The 18,450-nt window shown below is 59.2% G+C and carries 17 protein-coding genes; 5 read left to right on the top strand and 12 right to left on the bottom strand.

Annotated elements, in window-relative coordinates; translation table 11 throughout:
• Nucleotides 1-7: 7 nt before the first annotated feature.
• From pilQ to Q7T64_RS09345, 5 genes are read right to left on the bottom strand one after another with little or no spacing between them, the layout of a single operon-like run.
• Nucleotides 8-2,119, bottom strand: coding sequence for a type IV pilus secretin PilQ (pilQ, locus tag Q7T64_RS09365; protein WP_370653294.1), 2,112 nt, complete (start codon nucleotides 2,117-2,119; stop codon nucleotides 8-10).
• Entirely contained in the window at nucleotides 2,116-2,658 is a 543-nt protein-coding gene (locus Q7T64_RS09360) for a pilus assembly protein PilP (protein ID WP_304794821.1), read from the bottom strand. Before Q7T64_RS09360 ends, pilQ begins: the two co-directional genes overlap by 4 nt.
• Nucleotides 2,655-3,308, bottom strand: coding sequence for a type 4a pilus biogenesis protein PilO (locus Q7T64_RS09355; protein ID WP_304794819.1), 654 nt, complete (start codon nucleotides 3,306-3,308; stop codon nucleotides 2,655-2,657). Before Q7T64_RS09355 ends, Q7T64_RS09360 begins: the two co-directional genes overlap by 4 nt.
• A 15-nt stretch (nucleotides 3,309-3,323) precedes the next feature.
• Entirely contained in the window at nucleotides 3,324-3,995 is a 672-nt protein-coding gene (locus tag Q7T64_RS09350; RefSeq protein WP_304794817.1) for a PilN domain-containing protein, read from the bottom strand.
• Nucleotides 3,992-5,074 (bottom strand): pilus assembly protein PilM, encoded by a 1,083-nt coding sequence (locus tag Q7T64_RS09345; protein WP_304794815.1) that lies wholly within the window; start codon nucleotides 5,072-5,074, stop codon nucleotides 3,992-3,994. The genes Q7T64_RS09350 and Q7T64_RS09345 overlap by 4 nt, the downstream gene beginning before the upstream one ends.
• Nucleotides 5,075-5,395: 321 nt before the next feature.
• On the opposite strand from Q7T64_RS09345, the gene Q7T64_RS09340 reads away from it, so the two are divergent.
• A complete protein-coding gene (locus tag Q7T64_RS09340; protein WP_370653293.1) occupies nucleotides 5,396-7,747 on the top strand; it encodes a penicillin-binding protein 1A in 2,352 nt (783 codons plus the stop codon).
• 4 nt (nucleotides 7,748-7,751) lie between these two features.
• Here the strand turns inward: Q7T64_RS09340 and cyaY are convergent, their stop codons facing one another.
• Nucleotides 7,752-8,087 carry an iron donor protein CyaY gene (gene cyaY / locus Q7T64_RS09335; protein ID WP_304794813.1) on the bottom strand — a complete coding sequence of 112 codons (336 nt, stop codon included), beginning with the start codon at nucleotides 8,085-8,087 and terminating at the stop codon, nucleotides 7,752-7,754.
• Nucleotides 8,088-8,135: 48 nt separating this feature from the next.
• Between cyaY and Q7T64_RS18115 the strand changes: the two genes are divergently transcribed.
• Together Q7T64_RS18115 and lysA are read left to right on the top strand one after the other, a co-directional pair.
• A complete protein-coding gene (locus tag Q7T64_RS18115) occupies nucleotides 8,136-8,381 on the top strand; it encodes a lipoprotein (RefSeq protein ID WP_370653292.1) in 246 nt (81 codons plus the stop codon).
• Nucleotides 8,382-8,392: 11 nt separating this feature from the next.
• A complete protein-coding gene (gene lysA / locus Q7T64_RS09330) occupies nucleotides 8,393-9,661 on the top strand; it encodes a diaminopimelate decarboxylase (RefSeq protein ID WP_304794811.1) in 1,269 nt (422 codons plus the stop codon).
• A gap of 47 nt (nucleotides 9,662-9,708) precedes the next feature.
• Here lysA and Q7T64_RS09325 read toward each other — a convergent pair whose 3' ends face one another.
• From Q7T64_RS09325 to Q7T64_RS09305, 5 genes are all read right to left on the bottom strand, one after another.
• Nucleotides 9,709-10,347 (bottom strand): sulfite oxidase heme-binding subunit YedZ, encoded by a 639-nt coding sequence (locus Q7T64_RS09325; protein WP_304794809.1) that lies wholly within the window; start codon nucleotides 10,345-10,347, stop codon nucleotides 9,709-9,711.
• A gap of 10 nt (nucleotides 10,348-10,357) precedes the next feature.
• Nucleotides 10,358-11,329: a protein-methionine-sulfoxide reductase catalytic subunit MsrP gene (gene msrP, locus Q7T64_RS09320; RefSeq protein WP_304794807.1), complete on the bottom strand. Its 972-nt coding sequence runs from the start codon at nucleotides 11,327-11,329 to the stop codon at nucleotides 10,358-10,360.
• A gap of 91 nt (nucleotides 11,330-11,420) precedes the next feature.
• Entirely contained in the window at nucleotides 11,421-12,578 is a 1,158-nt protein-coding gene (gene ccsB / locus Q7T64_RS09315; protein WP_304794805.1) for a c-type cytochrome biogenesis protein CcsB, read from the bottom strand.
• A gap of 111 nt (nucleotides 12,579-12,689) precedes the next feature.
• Complete coding sequence (locus Q7T64_RS09310; protein ID WP_304794803.1) at nucleotides 12,690-14,807, bottom strand: cytochrome c biogenesis protein ResB; 2,118 nt, start codon at nucleotides 14,805-14,807, stop codon at nucleotides 12,690-12,692.
• Between the two features lie 139 nt (nucleotides 14,808-14,946).
• Entirely contained in the window at nucleotides 14,947-15,609 is a 663-nt protein-coding gene (locus Q7T64_RS09305) for a cytochrome c (RefSeq protein WP_304794801.1), read from the bottom strand.
• A 189-nt stretch (nucleotides 15,610-15,798) separates the two neighbouring features.
• Between Q7T64_RS09305 and yihA the strand changes: the two genes are divergently transcribed.
• Together yihA and hemB are read left to right on the top strand one after the other, a co-directional pair.
• The gene (gene yihA / locus Q7T64_RS09300) at nucleotides 15,799-16,569 is read left to right on the top strand and encodes a ribosome biogenesis GTP-binding protein YihA/YsxC (RefSeq protein ID WP_304794847.1); all 771 of its coding nucleotides are present in this window, start codon (nucleotides 15,799-15,801) and stop codon (nucleotides 16,567-16,569) included.
• Nucleotides 16,570-16,707: 138 nt separating this feature from the next.
• Entirely contained in the window at nucleotides 16,708-17,724 is a 1,017-nt protein-coding gene (gene hemB, locus Q7T64_RS09295) for a porphobilinogen synthase (protein ID WP_304794799.1), read from the top strand.
• 76 nt (nucleotides 17,725-17,800) lie between these two features.
• On the opposite strand, the gene Q7T64_RS09290 is transcribed toward hemB, so the two are convergent.
• On the bottom strand, nucleotides 17,801-18,439 hold the full coding sequence (locus Q7T64_RS09290; protein ID WP_304794845.1) for a peroxiredoxin: 639 nt from the start codon (nucleotides 18,437-18,439) through the stop codon (nucleotides 17,801-17,803).
• Between the last annotated feature and the right edge of the window lie 11 nt (nucleotides 18,440-18,450).

The following is an 18,450-nucleotide window of genomic DNA, read 5'->3' as shown; positions in this document are numbered from 1 at the left end:
AAACGGATTATCGCACGGCCACTTTATCGTTGAGGATCTTGGGCGTCAGGAAGATCAGCAGCTCGGTTTTGTCATTGGTGCGCGCGGTCTGCTTGAAGAGGTTGCCAACGACCGGGATGTCACCTAGCAAGGGCACCTTGATGATCGTGTCGCGGTCCTGCTGGATATAAATACCGCCGATGACAACCGTTCCGCCGTTATCGATCAGTACCTGGGTCTTCACATGTTTGGTGTCGATGGCGAATCCTTGCAAGGTGGCCTGCCCCACGCTGTCCTTGTTGATGTCGACATCGAGGATCACGTTGCCATCCGGGGTGATCTGCGGGATCACTTCAAGTTTCAGGTTGGCCTTGCGGAAAGCCAGCGAGGTCGCGCCACTGCTGGTGGCCGTCTGGTATGGCAACTCGGTACCCTGTTCGATCGTCGCTTTCAACTTGTCGGCAGTAATCACGCGCGGACTCGACAGTATCTTGCCCTTGCCGTCGGACTCCAGCGCTGACAACTCAAGGCTGATGAACCGGGTTGCGGCAGCATTGAACAGGGTCAGCGCTACCGAGCCCACGCCAGCACCGCTGATGCCTTGCGCCGGCAGATTGACCGAATTTCCACCGACCGATCCCACACTGGCGCTGGGCGTCAACTGTTGGCCACCCAAGGCCGCGACAGTTCCACTGCCCGACGCCTGAACACCGAACCCCAGCTTGGCGCCCAGGTTGCGGCTGAAGGTGTCATTGGCTTCCACGATGCGCGCTTCGATCAGGACCTGGCGACTGGCGACGTCCACCTTTTGCACCAGGTTGCGCACCGCCTCCAGCTTGGACGGGATGTCGGTGACGAAAACCTGGTTGGTACGCAAGTCGATCATGGCACTGCCGCGCTTGGACATGATCGACATGCCCCGTCCGCCGGCGTTGTCGAGCAGGGCCTTGAAAGCATCGGCCTTCTGGTAATTCAATTCGAATGTCTCGGTGCGCAGCGGCTCAAGCTCCGCAATCTGTGAGCGCTGTTCAAGTTCCAGTTTCTCCTTGGTCAGCAATTCTTCTTTGGGGGCAATCCGCAGCACGGTGCCGTTGCGCCGCATGTCCAGTCCGGTTGCCTGCATCACCAGGTCCAGCGCCTGGTCCCACGGCACATCTTTCAGGCGCAGCGACAGGTTTCCGCCCACCGATGGGCTGGTCACGATATTGAGGCCGGTAAAGTCGGCGATGACTTGCAACACCGCGCGAACTTCGACATTCTGGAAATTCAGCGAAAGCTTCTCGCCGCGATAGGTCTGGGTGCCTTGGCCAAGTTTGGTCGGATCGTCCTTGACCGCCCGCACTTCGATCACAAGCTGGGCATCGCTCTGATAGGCGCTGTACTCCCAGGTGCCCTTGGGCTCGATCGTCATGCGGACATTGTTCCCTTGCGCAACCGTCGTGATCGCCTTCACGGGCGTACCGAAATCGGCCACGTCCATGCGCCGGCGAAGCACGTCGGGAAGCGCTGCCTGCAGGAAATCGACTACCACCGTCTGCCCTTGCTGGCGCACATCCACGCCAGTCTGGTTGCCCGGCAACTCAATCACGACACGCCCTTCGCCTGCCGTACCGCGACGGAAGTCGACATCCCGGATCGACTGGATGGGGGCAGTCGCGCCCGCTGTTGTTCCTGCTCCGGCTGCCGCTTTTGCCTCCGGCCGGGCGGCTTCTGCCGTCGCATTGGCCGAACCGTCGATTTTGAGGACGATTGTCTTCCCGTCAGTGGTCGTCGTGTAGTTCAGCGGCCGCTTCAGGTTGAATACCAGTCGCGACCGGTCGCCGGCCTGGACCACGTTGACATTGCGGACATCGCCAAGCGCGATTTCCTTGTTGGCGGTGCCGGTCGCGTTTGCGGTGTCAGCAAAATCCAGCGCAATCCGGGCCGGATTGCTGATCGAGAAACCAATCGGCTGTTTGCTGACCGGGTTTTTCATGTTGATCCGGACAACGACATCCGCACCCTGGCGATTTGCCGTGATCGACTCAATGGCATTTTCCTGCGCAGCGTTCGCGCCACCCGCAGCGCTTGCCAGCACGGCCATGCAGGCGAGCTGCAGGCCAAAGCGCCATGCAGCAATTCCGGTGTCGATTATTTTCATTTCTTGGTCTCCTGAAGCTCCAGTTTCGCCTTGCGTTCAATCCACTCGCCACCTGCGTCCTGGATGACTTCCTTGATTTCGACGTCGTTATCTGTAATGCGCGTGACCATGCCGAAATTCTGTCCCATGTAGTTGCCGATCTTTACCTGGTAGACCAGCTTGTCCACTTCGATCAAGGCCAGGCGCATTTCCCTGGATTGCAAGGTGCCGACCATTTTCAGGCCGTCCAGCGGATAGGCCTCGAGCGCCTCGCGCCGCCGCTCCAGGTTCGGGCGCAACTTGCTGGATGATGTTTTCTGTTGCCGGGCCAGCGCCACTTGCAGCTTGATCGGGTCGAACGGATCGATCTCGCCCTTCTGGCTGTAGAGGAAGGGCGTGAATTTCTTCGGCTCGGTAATCTTGGGCACCGATATCCGTGCCTGGCTGCGGGTCTCGTTCATCCACTGCCGGACTTCCTGCTCGCCGCTGTCGCCGCAACCTGCCAGCAGCCCGACCGGCAACAAGAGGGACAGCCATTGCAGCATGATTGAGCGTTTCATTTCTTGCCTTTTTTCGGCGCGGCCGCCTGGCGCTGCGCGGAGACCTCATCCTTGTCGAGGTAGCGGAAGGTCTTTGCCACCGCATCCATGGACAACAAGCGGTCCTTGCCGGCCACGAGCGAGACATTATTGATCGTCACGATGCGCGGTAGGTTTGCAATGTCGCTGCTGAAAGCGCCAATGTCGTGGAAATTGCCGGTAATCCGGATGTCGATCGGCAGCTCCGCATAATATTCCTTGACCAGCACCTGCCCTGGCTTGAACAGTTCGAACTGCAGCCCGCGTCCCTGTCCGGCCTGACTGATGTCCTGCAACAGTGCATCCATCTCCGCCTTGCTCGGCAATTGCTTTTCCAGCGTCGCGACATATTCGCCGACCTGTTCCTTCTGCTTGCGCAGTCCGGGCAGGTTGACCGCCTGCTGTATCTTGATCTTGTATTCGTCCTTGAGCTTTTGCTCCTGCATTTCACCCAGTTCGAGTTGCTCCAGTTGGCCATTCCAGTACAGGAACCAGCCCAACGCGACCACGACCAGCAACACCCCCAGCGCACAGAGGGCGCGTGGCGCCAGCGGCCACTGGCCCGGATTCCGGCCGTTCAGTCCGCGAAACTGCGCACTGAGTCGCTCACCCAAATTTTTCACGTCTGCCATGATGCGTTTCTCATCCTACGATTTGGGGGCTGCCGGCTTGGCTGCCGGCTGCGGTGTCCCGGACGTCGGAGCACCCGGTGCGACGACATTGATGGCGACCGGTACCGGCGACGGGGGCGCCGCTTCCTTGTCACGCGCACGCCGGATACCTACATTGATCGTGAACTCGAATGCCTTGCGGGCGTCCTTGCTGCCGACCGAGGTGGCGCGAATTTCAACCAGTTCCGGCCGCTCCAGCCAGGAAGAGCTGTTGCCAATATTGCGCAGCAACTCCGACACCCGCTCGTTGGAATGGGCGGTACCGTTGAGGACCACGCGCTGGCCGGTCTGCTTCAAAGTACGCAGGTAGATTCCCTCGGGCACCTGCTTGACCAGTTCAACCAGCAGGTAAACCGGCTGGTTTCGGTCGCTTTGCAAGTCTTCCACTGCCTGCTGACGTGCTTTCAGGGCATCGATTTCCTGCTTGAGCGCCGCGATTTCCTTGATTTGCAGGTCGAGCCGGGCATTCTCTGCCTTGATATAGGCGTTGCGGCTTTCCTGGTTTGATATCTGGGTGCCAAAGTAGCTTCCCACGCCCAGTACGACCAGCGCCCCGAAGAAGGCTGACGCAACCAGCAATATCTGGAAGTTTTTCTTGCGCTCGCGGCGCCTGGCTTCACGGTGAGGAAGCAGGTTGATCCGGATCATTTGCCGAACCTCCGCAAAGCCAGGCCGCAGGCGACCAGGTAACCCGGCGCATCCAGCCGCAATTGCTTCTCGCGCACGTTGGCGCTCAGTTGCATGCCCTTGAACGGACTCACTACCGATGTGTTGACCTCAGTGCGGCCGGCGATGATGTCCACCAGTCCCGGCATTGCGGCGCAGCCACCGGCCAGGTAAATCTGGTCGATGCGGCTATATGGCGTGGAGGTGAAGAAAAACTGGATCGCACGGGTCACTTCGAGCGCGGCATTTTCCAGGAAGGGATCCAGCAACTCGGCCTGGTAGTCGTCGGGCAGGTCGCCAGATTTCTTTTTGGCTTCGGCTTCGTCCTGCGACAATCCGTAGGCGCGGACGATATCCTGCGTCAGCTGGTTGCCGCCAAACGGTTGTTCGCGCTCGTACAGCACCTGCCCATTGAGCAGCACGGAGACATGGGTCACCTGGGCGCCGATCTGGAACAGGGCCGTGATGCGGTTCTGGCCGCCCTGCGGGGACAAGTCATTGACGCGCTCGATCGCCGCCCGCGCAGCATAGGAGTCAATGTCCATCACGGTGGCTTTCAGGCCAGCGGCTTCTGCCACCGCAACCCGGTCTTCGACTTTCTCCTTGCGCGAGGCGGCAAGCAGCACTTCGACGTCGTCCGGCGAGTTCGCCACCGGGCCGATCACATCGAAGTCGAGGCTGACCTCATCAAGGGCAAAGGGGATGTACTGGTTGGCTTCGGTCTCGACCTGCATTTCCAGCTCTTCCTCGGACAGGCCGGCAGGCAGGATGATCTTCTTGGTGATGACCGAGGCCGGCGGAAGTCCGAGCGCAACAAGCTTTGCGCGCGTGCCGCTTTTCTTGCAGGCGCGCCGGATTGCCTCGGCGACTTGCTCTATGTTTTCAATGTTGCCGTCAACGACGGCGCCACGCGGCAGCGCCTCGATGGCACAACGCTCCAGACGATACTCGTCCGGCGTGGGCATGGAAATCTCGACCAGCTTGACGCCCGACGCGCTAATGTCCAGACCAATCAGTGGCGCGTTTCGCTTGGCCCACAAAGACGCAATATCGAATGCCAAGGGCTTATCTCCAGGGGGCCGGCCGGCAAGCCGGCCCTTTTCTTAATCGTGTCGGCCGAAACCATCAGGAATCTCGGCCAAAAAGTGTTTAAATACTTATAGTTAGCAAATATTTATCAATCATTACATTAAATCGTAGCAACGCCATTCCCCTGTGTAAAGATTTTCTGACCAGTAAGTACCGGGCCGTTGCCAAAACCCCACGCGGGGCGCCCAAGCCGATCGGGTTGTCTATTCACTTCCTGTTACCGTGCCGCCATCGCAGTCCGGGGTCGCCGCCGCTATAATGCGCGGCATCCCTCCCTTATTCCCACTATCCGAATGGCATCCTCCTCCCCACGCGAACCGCAACACGCCGCTCGTTCCGGACAGCGCAGCATGGCGCTGAAGCTGGCACTGACCGCCGCAGGTGTGCTGGGCGGATTGGCGCTGGGCGGACTGCTGCTGATCAGCTTCATGCTGGCCATGGCATATCCGAACCTGCCGGCCCTGGACTCGCTGACGGACTATCGTCCCAAAATCCCCCTGCGCGTATTTTCGGCAGACAACGTGCTGATCGGCGAATTCGGCGAAGAGCGGCGCAGTATCGTCCGGTTCCAGGACATCCCGGATGTCGTCAAGAAGGCCGTGCTCGCGATCGAGGACGATCGCTTTTACCAGCATGGCGGCGTGGATTACTGGGGCATCGTCCGTGCCGCAGTCCATAATTTGTCCGGCGGCGCCAGGCAGGGTGCTTCAACCATTACCCAGCAAGTTGCGCGCAATTTCTTCCTGTCGAGCGAACAGACGCTCAAGCGCAAGCTGTATGAAGTCCTTCTGGCATGGAAAATCGAGGAGAACCTGAGCAAGGACCAGATCCTCGAGGTATACATGAACCAGATCTATCTGGGACAACGCGCTTACGGCTTCGCTTCTGCAGCGCAGATTTACTTTGGCAAGAAGCTCGGCAATATCACCGTCGCCGAAGCCGCCATGCTGGCCGGACTGCCCAAGGCGCCATCTGCCAACAATCCTGTAGTCAACCCAAAGCGGGCGCGCGCGCGTCAGTTATACATCCTGGAGCGCATGGTCGGCCTTGGATACATCACGCAAGCCCAGTACAAGGAGGCGCGCGAGCAGGATCTGAAGGTGAAGACCGACAGCAATGATTTCGGCGTCCATGCGGAGTACGTGGCCGAGATGGCCCGCCAGATGGCCTACGAGCAGTTCAAGGAAGAGACCTACACGCGCGGCCTGAACGTGTTTACCACGATCACCAAAGCCGACCAGGACGCCGCCTACCTGGCCTTGCGCCAGGGTGTGATGGATTACGACAAGCGGCACGGCTACCGCGGCCCCGAAGGCTATATGGAGATACCGGCCGACAAGGAACAGGCTGAAGACGCCATCGAGTCCGAATTGTCTGATCATCCTGACAGCGACGATATCGTGGCGGCTGCGGTGCTGGAGGCTTCGCCCAAACAGATCAGGGCGATGCTGGTTTCCGGTGAGGAAATTACCATTACGGGTCCGGGACTGGCGATCGCCACCAACCTGCTCAGCGACAAGGCGCCACCCAACCGCCGGGTCCGGCGCGGTGCAATCATTCGCGTGACGCAGGAAGGAAAAAACTGGGCTGTCGTGCAGCTGCCTCAAGTCGAGGCGGCCTTCGTGTCGGCCAGTACCACAGACGGGGCGATTCGCGCGCTGGTCGGGGGCTTTGACTTTAACCGGAATAAATTCAACCACGTCACGCAAGCGTGGCGGCAACCGGGTTCGTCGTTCAAGCCATTCATCTATTCTGCTTCGCTCGAGAAGGGGCTGTCTCCGGCCACGGTCATCAATGATGCTCCCATCACCTTCGATGCCGGACAGACCGGCGGCCAGGCATGGGAGCCGAAAAACTACGATGGCAAATACGAAGGCCCGATGAGCATGCGTCGTGGCTTGACGAAGTCGAAAAACATGGTTTCGATCCGGATATTGCACAAGATTGGCGCCAAGTACGGCCAGGAATACGCAACACGTTTCGGCTTCGATGCGGAGAAAAATCCCCCTTACCTGACCCTGGCACTCGGCGCCGGCGCTGTCACGCCGATGCAAATGGCAAGCGCCTATACGGTGTTTGCCAATGGCGGATACAAAGTCAGCCCTTACCTGATCACGAAGATCACCGATAGCACGGGACGGGTACTGAGCCAGGCCGCTCCCGAGAAGGCCGGCGACGAAGCCAACCGGGTCATCGATGCACGCAATGCATTCCTGATGGACAGCATGCTCAAGGACGTGGTCAAGCAAGGCACCGCGACCAAGGCATTGGCGCTCAAGCGCACGGACCTGGCCGGCAAAACCGGCACTACCAACGATTCGATCGATGCCTGGTTTGCTGGCTACCAGCCCAGCCTGGTCGGCGTGGCATGGATCGGCTACGACCAGCCGCGCAACCTGGGCAACCGCGAAACCGGTGGCGGCGTGGCACTGCCGATCTGGATCAGCTATATGGAGAAGGCCCTGAAGTCCGTGCCGAACGCAACGATCCCGGCACCTGAGGGACTGATCATGTCGGGCGGCGACTATTACTATTCGGAGTACCCGCCGTCCAACAGCGTGCGCAGCCTGGGTAACGATGCCCCGCAAGGTAGCGCAGCCGAGGGAAGCCGGACCCGTGACGAGGTCAAGAACGAGTTGTTCTAGCCGCTCAGTCGGGGCTCAGCAGCACCGGCTGCCCGGCTTGCAGGCTGAGTATCGTTGACAGCGACTGGTATAGCTCCGACCCGTTGCGCGTGTCGATCCACTGCGCATCCTGCCGCCGGTAATGAAAGCCGCCAGAACGTGCGGCGACCCACATTTCCTGCATCGGCGCCTGGCTGTTGATGATGACCTTGCCGCCGTTGCCGGCCAGTTCGATTTCGAGCACATTGCCACGGCGGCTGCATTCGAGATCGAGATCGTCCTCGTCCACCACGCGCTCTGCGGCGGCCTCGATTGCGTCAAGCGTGGACTCCGCCAGTGCCAGGAATTCCGATTCTGTCATGCTACACTCCGATCACTTATTCGATTGCTCATTCCCCCGATTCTAAACGTGAAGCACCTCGTCCTGCCTTTGCATGCCGCGTTGGCCGGCGTATTTTTCTTCCTGATCAGTGGATGCGGGCAGACTGGTCCGCTTTATTTGCCAAAACCCGAGCAAGGCGCGCCAGCTGGCACGCTGTCAGCGCCGACCGGCCCGACGACATCTCCGGCATCCAGCTTGGTGAGCCCACAGGGCGATGCGCAATTACCGCAGCCAACGCCGACCACAACGATCCCCCGACCGGGAACCCGATAGGCCTTTTGTCCATGCCCCATTTTTCTTACCGCAACGGCGCATTGCACGCTGAATCTGTAGCGCTGGCCGATATCGCGTCGCGCTACGGTACGCCGACCTACGTTTATTCACAGCAATCCCTGCTCGAAAACTTCGCCTCCTACGCAACTGCCTGCCAGGGTCGTGACGCTCTCATCTGTTATGCGATGAAGGCGAACTCCAACCTGGCGATCCTGCGCTTGCTGGCGTCCCGGGGGGCCGGGTTTGACCTGGTCTCCGGCGGGGAATTGTTGCGCGTGCTCGCCGCCGGCGGCGATCCGCGCAAATGCCTGTTCTCCGGCGTCGGAAAAACGCGCGAGGAAATGCGACTGGCGCTGTCGCACGACATCCTGTGCTTTAACGTGGAGTCGATCCCCGAGCTGCGCCGTTTAAACGACATCGCGGGCGAGGCCGGAAAGCGCGCGCCCGTCAGTTTGCGCGTGAATCCAAACGTCGATGCAAAGACCCACCCCTATATCGCAACCGGACTCAAAGCCAACAAATTTGGCGTGGCATTCAGCGATGCGCTGGATACCTACCGGCTGGCAGCGAGTCTGCCGAATATCGATGTCGTCGGCATTGATTGCCACATCGGCTCCCAGCTGCTGGACGATGCTCCCCTGCTGGAAGCACTCGACAAGCTGATTGACCTGGTCGATACCCTGGGTACCGAGGGAATCGTGATCCATCATCTCGACATTGGCGGCGGCATCGGCATTACCTACGATGACGAGCAGCCGGTTGCCGTGGGCGACTACCTGGCCCGGGTCTTCAGGCGCATCGACGCATGGCGCGAGAAAGCCTATGGTGGGCGCCCGATCAAGGTCTGTTTTGAGCCGGGACGCTCGATTGTCGGCAACGCCGGCGTTTTGCTGACGCGGATTGAATACCTGAAGCCCGGCGAAGAAAAGAACTTTTGCATCGTCGACGCCGCGATGAACGACATGATGCGTCCCGCCATGTACGAGGCTTGGATGGGTGTGCAGACGGTGACGCAACGCGAAGGTCCGCCGGTACAGTACGACATCGTGGGCCCGGTCTGCGAGTCAGGCGACTGGCTTGCACGCGATCGGGCATTGGTCGCGGCCGAAGGCGACCTGCTGGTGATCAATAGCGCAGGGGCTTACGGCATGACCATGGCGTCCAACTACAACACGCGCGGGCGCGCTGCCGAGGTGCTGGTCGATGGCGAGCATTGCATGCTGGTACGAGAGCGCGAAACACCGGAAAGCCTGTTCGCGCTGGAGCATTTGCCGGACTAGTCCTGGCCGGACTGCACCGGGCTCCCTCGCCAGGCTCTTGTGCCGCGTTAGCGGCGCGCGAGCTGCCCGGCGGCCTGCGCCCGCCGCTGCGACACCGCCCACCATACTCGCAGCAACAGCAAGACCAGTACGATGCCGCCGTACAGGATCGGCTCGACGAAATCGTTCTTGCCTTCCTTCATCCACCAGAAGTGCAGGATTCCCAGCCCGGCAATCAAATACACCAGCCTGTGCAGCCGCTGCCATTGTCTGGCACCCAGGCGCCGGATCATCGCATTGTTGCTGGTCACGGCCAACGGTATCAGCAGCACGAAGGCGGTGAAGCCGACCGTGATGAATGGCCGCTCCAGAACGTCCTCCCACATTGCTGCGAGATCGAAGAAGTGATCAAACCACAGGAAGGTCAGGAAGTGCAGGCTGGCATAGAAGAATGCATACAGGCCCAGCATGCGGCGCAGCCGGGTCAGCCAGATCCATTTCGTGAGGCGTCGCAGGGGCGTGACGGCCAGCGTGATGCAAAGGAAATACAGCGTCCAGTCGCCGGTATTGCGCGTAATGAATTCAATCGGATTGGCGCCCAGCCTTTCGGTCAAGGTAAAGGTGACCAGACGCAGGAAGGGCAGGAGCGCCAACCCGAACAGGACGCCCTTGATCGCCTTGAACTGCCTGTTCGTGGGGTTGAACATCAGCACGACGTCAGAAAAACTTCCTCAGGTCCATTCCCGCATAGAGCGGGGCAACCTCGTCATAGCCATTGAACATCAGGGTCTTGCGTTTCTTGGCGAACAGGCCGTCGTCACCGATACGCCGCTCGGACGCCTGTGACCAGCGCGGATGAGCGACTTCGGGATTGACGTTCGAATAGAAACCATACTCACGGGGCGCAGCACGGTTCCATGCAGTCGCCGGTTGCTCGCGCACGAAACGGATCTTGACGATCGATTTGGCCGACTTGAATCCGTATTTCCACGGCAAGACAAGACGTACCGGCGCGCCATTCTGGTTGGGCAGTACTTCGCCGTACATTCCCAGCGTCAGCAAGGTCAACGGGTGCGCGGCTTCATCGATGCGCAAGCCTTCCACATAAGGCCATTTCAGGACCCGACTGTTCAAGCCCGGCATCTGCTTTGAATCGGCCAGCGTGGTGAATTCGACGAACTTGGCATTGCTGTTGGGTTGAACTTTTTTCATCAGGGCCGAGAACGAGTAGCCCACCCAGGGGATCACCATGGACCAGCCCTCGACACAGCGCAGCCGGTATACCCGCTCTTCGAGGGGAGCGAGCTTGACCAGGCTGTCGATATCGAGCGTGATCGGCTTGGCGACCTCGCCTTCGATCGATACCGTCCACGGCCGGGTCGACATGGACGCCGCGGTCTTGGCCGGATCCTCCTTGTCGGTGCCGAATTCGTAGAAGTTGTTGTAGGTGGTGGCATCCTTGTAATCGGTATGCTTGTCCATCACAACGAAAGACGGATTTGGACGGGCGGCAAGTTTTTGCCCGCCCTGCGCGAAGGCTTCGCGACTGGCCATCTCGAGGAATGCGGCGCTGCCGATGGAGCCCAGCGCCATCTGCTTGATAAACAGGCGCCTGGACTCGAATACCTCGCGCGGCGTAATTTCTGAAGGAAACGGTTCGGTACCGTTGGCACTGCGTTTGATCAGCATGTCGACTCCTTGGCAGGTTGCGCTTCTGTCTGCCTTGGTCGGGCCCGACCCGGACAACCTTACACCAATTTACATCGCGTCGCCGGCAGGGTCACAACGCCCCGTAAGAGTGCAGGCCGGAAAGGAACATGTTCACGCCCAGGAATGCAAACGTCGTGACCAGCAGCCCCATCAGCGCCCACCAGGCAGCGACCCGCCCACGCAGGCCCTTGATCAGCCGCATGTGCAGCCAGGCGGCATAGTTGAGCCAGACGATCAGGGCCCAGGTTTCTTTCGGATCCCAGGACCAGTAACCGCCCCAGGCATCGGCCGCCCACAGCGCACCGAGGATGGTGGCAATGGTAAAGAAAGCAAAGCCAACTGCGATTGACTTGTACATCACGTCATCGAGCAACTCCAGCGTGGGCAAGCGGTCCGCCAGATGGCCATGCGACTTGAGCAGGTAAGCGACGGCGACCATGGCGGCCAGGGCAAACGTGCCATAGCCGATGAAGTTGGCAGGGACGTGGATCTTCATCCACCAGCTTTGCAATGCAGGGACCAGCGGCTGGATCTCATGCGCGTTGCGGGTGACGGTGTACCAGAGCAGGAAAGCCACTGCCGCCGAAATGATCAGCATGACGAAGGCGCCCAGCGCCCGGGTGCGGTAATGCAGTTCGTAATACAGGTAAAACAACGCGGTAATCAGGCAAAACAGCACGAATACTTCATACAGGTTGGACACCGGAATGTGCCCAACGTCCGCACCGACAAGGTAGGACTCGTACCAGCGCACCAGCATGCCGGTAAAGCCGCTGACTACCGCCGCCCAGCACAATTTGTTCCCGATCGACGAGCCCGTATCCGAGCGCAGTGCAAACCCGCCTGCGTAGAACAAGGTGGACAGGAAAAACAATGTGCTCATCCAGAGGATGGCCGACTGGCTCGACAACAGGTATTTCAGCAAGAACCTGCTGTTTGCCGCTTCCAGAGTGCCGCCATAGAGCGCGATCGATCCGAGTGACAGCACGGCCAGCACGGCCATCAGCGGCTGTACCGCTCGCCAGTTCCAGCCCAGCCATGCAAAGACAGGCGCGGAAAGAAGCAGGATCGCTTTTTCGTAAATGTCCATGTAGCCGGCATACCGGTTCAGCGCGAACAGGACGCCGCCGAGCAATGCTGCCGCATACAGCCAATCGAGGACGCTCAGCCGTTTGAAAAAACCGGGCGCCGGCGAAAAATCATGTGTCGATGCTTCTATCGTATCCATTGTCATTCTCCAGACTCCAGGCGCATGTCGCCATTGCGTCGTGTTGCGTCGTTGTTGCGTCATTATTGCCGCTTCCATTGCGGGAAGCGGCATCAGTCGTGTTACCCCGGTTCAGCCGGGGGGAAGCGGACTGGCCGGTGAGGCGGCCCCGGTCAGGTCGCGTTTCATGGATTCGAACTCGCTCTCGAAGTCCAGGGTCTTGCGCTGTGTGCTCATGGCCATCAGCGCATGTGCCCCACCGTCGTGTCCCGCGCTGCGAACCCAGATCCACAAGCGGCGTTCGCGAATGTAAAGCATCGCGAACACGCCCAGCACCAGCAACAAGCATCCAACATACACTACATTTTTACCCGGCGAGCGCGTCACCTGTAGCACTGAGGCCTTGACTTCGTCGAACTCGTTGAGCTGCAGGAAAACCGGCGCCCTGTAAAAGAATGAATCGGCAAGTGCGCCTGTCGCGATCTGCAGGAACTGACCGTTTTTCTGGTCAGGGGCGACGGCTTTCAAGCCGTCTGCTTCGCGCGCGACCTGCCATAACTCCCACATGCTGCCGTTGAGTATTTTCATGAAAATATCGGCTGCCTTTTCCTGCTCGGCGGCCGGGATTTTTTCAAGGAAACGCGACACGGCAAGAAAGCCTGACTGCTGGTCGTCACCAGCGAATATTTCCAGGCCACGCAAGGCCGACTGGCGCAAGCGATCCTGCATGGCGGCGTCACCCGTTGCCGACATTGCCTTGTTGGCATAGCGGCGCGCAGACTGCTCGCGCAATGCCGGATTCTGGACCGCAGCACGCAAACGCATCCACTCTTCGACAGAGTCGTTTTCGTCGGCGGGAATGCGCAAGTACTTGAATGGCTCGGCTGGCGACTCCCGCATGCCGGCCAGGAAGACATAAGCGCCGTCGACCAGTACCGGCTGCATGTAATTATGGAACTCGCGTGCCTGGCCGGTCTTGTCGCGCAATTTGTACTGAACGCTCGGCCCCACGTTTTTCAGGTCCTTGTTGCCGCCCGCCTTGGCGGCGGAACCCAGTCGCGCATCAAGACTCTCGGCGAGGGATTTATTGCGCATCACGGCGCGCACATCGCCGCTGTCGGTCATGTTCTCGACGTTGAATGCCCTGAATCCGCTCCACTCGACGGTGTATTCATTGCCCAGGTCGCTCGATAACGGCGTATTGGCACCCACTTCGCCGGTGGTCTTGAACGCGTAGCTGCGCGCACCGGACATCGGGTAGCCGGTCAGCTTCAACTTTGTACCACCATCCTCGAAGCTCGATTGGTAGACCGCCATGCCTTTGTAAATCAGCGGCTCATTTACCTTGATGGTCGCGGGAAACTGCTTGCCGGTCTCATGGTCGGTGACGATCACTTCACTGGCGAACAACTTCGGCATGCCGGTCGTATAAAAGTCGACGATAAATTTCTTCAACTCGATCGTGAATGGCAGTTCCTGTATCAGCACACCGCTGGCCTGGGGCAGGATGGCCGTGTTGCTGCGCCCGCCCTCGGGTATCAGCGTGTTGCCGCGAAAGCTGGGATTGCCCAATCCGAGGCGATGTTTTGCTGGTATGTCGGCAATGATCCCGCTGCCCGCGAATGGCGTCTTGCCAAAGGCCAGTTGCTGGAAGCGGATCGGCAGGTCGGAGTCCATCAGGCCGCCGATGCAAATGATCACGATCGCCGAATGGGCAAAAATATAGCCCCATTTGTTCGCCGCACCGCGCTTGGCCGTGAGCAGGCTTGCACCATCCTTGGCGACAACCTTTACCTTGTAGCCGCGGGAAGTGACCACGGCCAGGGCACGTTGCAACAAGGCTTGCTCGCCGTTGGACTCACTCCACTCGGCACGGTGATGGAAATTGCGCAAGGATTGCTCCCGCACGTTCTCGCGCCAGCTGCGCATGTCGCTGAGCATGCGCGGCGCATTGCGCAAGATGCATAGGGAGGTCGACGCGACCAGGAAGCCCATTATCAGCAGGAACCACCAGGTTGAATACAGGGCGTACACACCGAGCTTGCCAAACACTTCAAACCAGAACGGTCCGAACTGGTTGACGTAGTTGGTCATTGGCTCGTTCTGCTTCAGAACGGTGCCGATGATGGAAGCAATTGCAATCAGGGTCAGCAGGCTGATGGCGAACCGCATTGACGACAGCAGTTCGACGAAGTCGCGCAGCCACCGCCGTTCTGTCTGCAATTCAATGCCGGTGGTTGTGGTTTCCATGTGCTCTGAATTTTGGTACTGCATGCCAAAACAAAAGGGGTGGCCTTGGCCACCCCTCAGACTTTTTCCGGGACCGCAGGTTTCTTGTTTCCTGGTGAGTCCTGGTTAAGGTTCGCCTGGCCGTTGACTTGCCGGCCGCTTACTTCAGACCAGCAACATAATCAGAAACCGCCTGGATTTCTTCATCCGACATGCGCTTGGCAATGGTGGTCATTTGCTCGCTGTTCTTGCGCGCGCCGGAACGGAAATTAGTGAGCTGCGCGGCCGTGTAATCCTGATGCTGGCCGGCTAGCCGCGGGAACTGGGCCGGAATGCCAGCCCCATTGGCAGAATGGCAACTTGCGCAGGCAGGCACGCTCTTTTCAACGATCCCGCCACGATAGATTTTCTTGCCCAGTTCCACGGTCGCCTTGTTCTTGGCAGCGCCCGGCTTGGGCTGCTGTTTGGACAGGTAGGCGCCGATGTTTTTCATGTCGTCATCGGTCAAGGGCTTGGAAATCGCAGTCATGACCGCATTGTTGCGCGCTGGCCCCTTGAATTCCGTAAGTTGCTTGACCAGATACGCTTCATGCTGGGCAGACAGCCTGGGATTCTGCGCAATGGTCGAATTGCCGGCGGCACCGTGGCAGGAGGCGCAAGCGGTTATGTTCCGCGCGCTATCGCCATTGGTATAGATCGCTTCACCTTTGGCAGGATCGGCCTTGGGGGCCGGCTTTCCTTCGGCAGCCTGGACTGAAATGGAGCTGGCGGCCATCACGATGAGCAACGCCGACTTCAAAAACGGAATCAATGCACGATTCATTCAAACACCCTGAGAGGATTTAACATTCTGCCCTGACATCGCCGAACCCTTGACTTCATGAGGCTGATCACGAAAACCAGCGGAAGATCAGCGGACTTATCGGCGCACGCAACCCATTATTGTACAATAGCTTCCCGGCATTTTTTCCGCCGTCCTGCATTCTCCTGCATTCATTTCTATCTCATCCCCATGTCCCAAATCTGGCAAGCGCGCTTTTTCACCACTGCCAACCACCTGCGCGAATTGCCAAATACGCAAGTGCCCGAGATCGCCTTTGCCGGCCGCTCGAATGCTGGTAAGTCTACCGCCATCAACGTGTTGTGCAACCAGAAGCGACTGGCGTTTGCTTCCAAGACCCCGGGCCGCACCCAGCACATCAATTATTTTTCGATCGGCGGCGCACATGTCGGCCAGCACCGCAAGGACGTAACCCGGGTCGACGAGATCAAGGGCTTCCTGGTAGACCTGCCCGGTTACGGCTACGCCGAAGTGTCCGGGTCGGCCAAGGAACACTGGCAAAATTTGCTGGGAGCCTATGTGCAGACCCGGCCTCAATTGGCGGGACTGGTGCTGATCATCGACAGCCGGCGACCGTTTACCGACCTCGACATCCAGATGCTTGAGTGGTTTGCGCCGACCGGGCGACCAGTTCACTGCCTGCTGAGCAAGGCCGACAAACTCAACCGCAATGACAGCGTCAACGCGCTGCGGCAAGCGCAGACTATCCTTGCCAGCTACGTCGACGAAAATGGTCAGCCATTCCCGTTCACCGCGCAGTTGTTCTCTGCATTGAAACGCACTGGACTTGACGAGGCGACGCAGCGGCTGGAGGATTGGCTTGGATTGCACGATGACGATGAGGATGAAGAAAAGCCTCGCGAACAGAGCGAGGCCGAAGCAGATGTGAAACAAGATGCAGAAAAAAGCCCTGGAGAAAGGGGAGTATCTCCAGGGCAGTAACGCCCCGCCGTAAGAATGGCGTGGCCCCGCTCAGGGAGGAGAAGCGGGAGGTGATCGCTCACCTGCCCAGATAGAGACCCTGGCGGCGCAAAAGTTTCGCCGATTTCCAATTTGCCCCAACTCTTTACCCAAACTGCCATGAAGCGAACCGACCCACAGCCAGCTTTTCCGCAAATCCGGATGCGTCGCATGCGCCACGACGCATTCTCCCGCGCAATGATGCGCGAAAACACGCTCAGTCCGGCCGATCTCATCTACCCGGTGTTCATTCTTGAGGGTAGCAATCAAAGTGAAAAGGTGTCCTCGATGCCTGGCGTGGAGCGGGTATCGGTAGACTTGCTGCTTGCGATTGCAGAAGAATGTGTCGCGCTCGGCATCCCGGTGATCGCCCTGTTTCCCGTCATCGATCCGGCGCTGAAAACACCGGATGGCATTGAGGCGGTCAATCCGGAGGGCCTGGTTCCCCGCGCGGTACGCGAGCTGAAAAAGCGCTTCCCCGAACTTGGCATCCTGACTGACGTTGCGCTGGATCCGTACACGAGCCACGGCCAGGACGGCCTGCTGGACGACGCCGGATATGTGTTGAACGATGAGACCACCCGAGTTCTGGTGCGGCAGGCGCTGGTGCAGGCCCAGGCCGGCGTTGACATCGTCGCCCCGTCCGACATGATGGACGGCCGCATCGGCGCAGTGCGCACGGCATTGGAGGCGCATGGGCATATCCACACACGGATCATGGCGTACTCGGCAAAATATGCATCCGCATTTTACGGACCGTTCCGCGATGCGGTCGGCTCCGCAGCCAATCTTGGCAAGGGCAGCAAGGCGACCTACCAGATGGATCCCGCCAACAGCAATGAGGCCTTGCGCGAAGTGGCGCTCGATATCGCCGAGGGCGCAGATATGGTGATGGTGAAGCCCGGCCTGCCCTACCTCGATATCGTGCGCCGCGTGAAGGATGAATTCGGCATGCCGACCTTCGCCTATCAAGTCAGTGGCGAATACGCGATGATCAAGGCGGCCGCAGAAAATGGCTGGCTCGATCATGACAAGACCATGATGGAAGCCATGCTGGCTTTCAAGCGCGCCGGCGCTGATGGCGTGCTGACTTATTTCGCCCGTGACATTGCCCGATTGCTGAAGCACACGGCCTGATCGCTCGCCGTCGCGTCAAATCGGCAACAAAAAAAGCACTCTCAAGGAGTGCTTTTTTTCGGCCGGTGAAACGATCCTATTTGCCGGGGTGCGGCGTGATCCGAAGATATGGCTTCGGCGCCTTGTATCCCTTCGGGAATTTCTGCTTGATCACCGCCTCGTCCTGCAAGCTCAAAGGGATGATCACATCGTCGCCGCGGCGCCAGTTGCCCGGCGTTGCGACAGTGTATTTGTCAGTCAGCTGCAATGCATCGATTACCCGCAGGACTTCATCAAAATTGCGGCCGGTGCTCATTGGATAGGTAATCATCAGCCGAACCTTTTTCTTGGGGTCGATGACGAACAGGGACCTGACGGTGGTAGTTTCGGACTGGTTCGGATGGATCATGTCGTACAGCCCGGCGACTGTTTTGTCGGCATCGGCCACGATCGGGAATCCGACCACCGTATTCTGCGTCTCCTCAATATCCCGGATCCATGATTTGTGCTTGTCGACCGGATCGACGGAGAGTGCTAGCGCCTTCACATTGCGCTTCTCAAATTCATCCTTGAGCTTGGCAGTCAGGCCCAATTCTGTCGTGCAAACCGGCGTGAAATCAGCGGGGTGTGAAAATAGCACAACCCACGAATCACCCGCCCATTCATGAAACTTAAGGCGCCCGGTCGAAGAGTCCTGCTCGAAGTCCGGCGCCGTATCACCTAGTTGCAAAGTCATTGCGTCCTCCT

Origin of the sequence: Lacisediminimonas sp., from assembly GCF_030645335.1 — a bacterium.
Lineage (GTDB): Bacteria > Pseudomonadota > Gammaproteobacteria > Burkholderiales > Burkholderiaceae_D > Lacisediminimonas.
The sequence above is the reverse complement of the archived record's forward strand: the minus strand, read 5'-3'. Positions and strand labels throughout refer to the sequence as shown.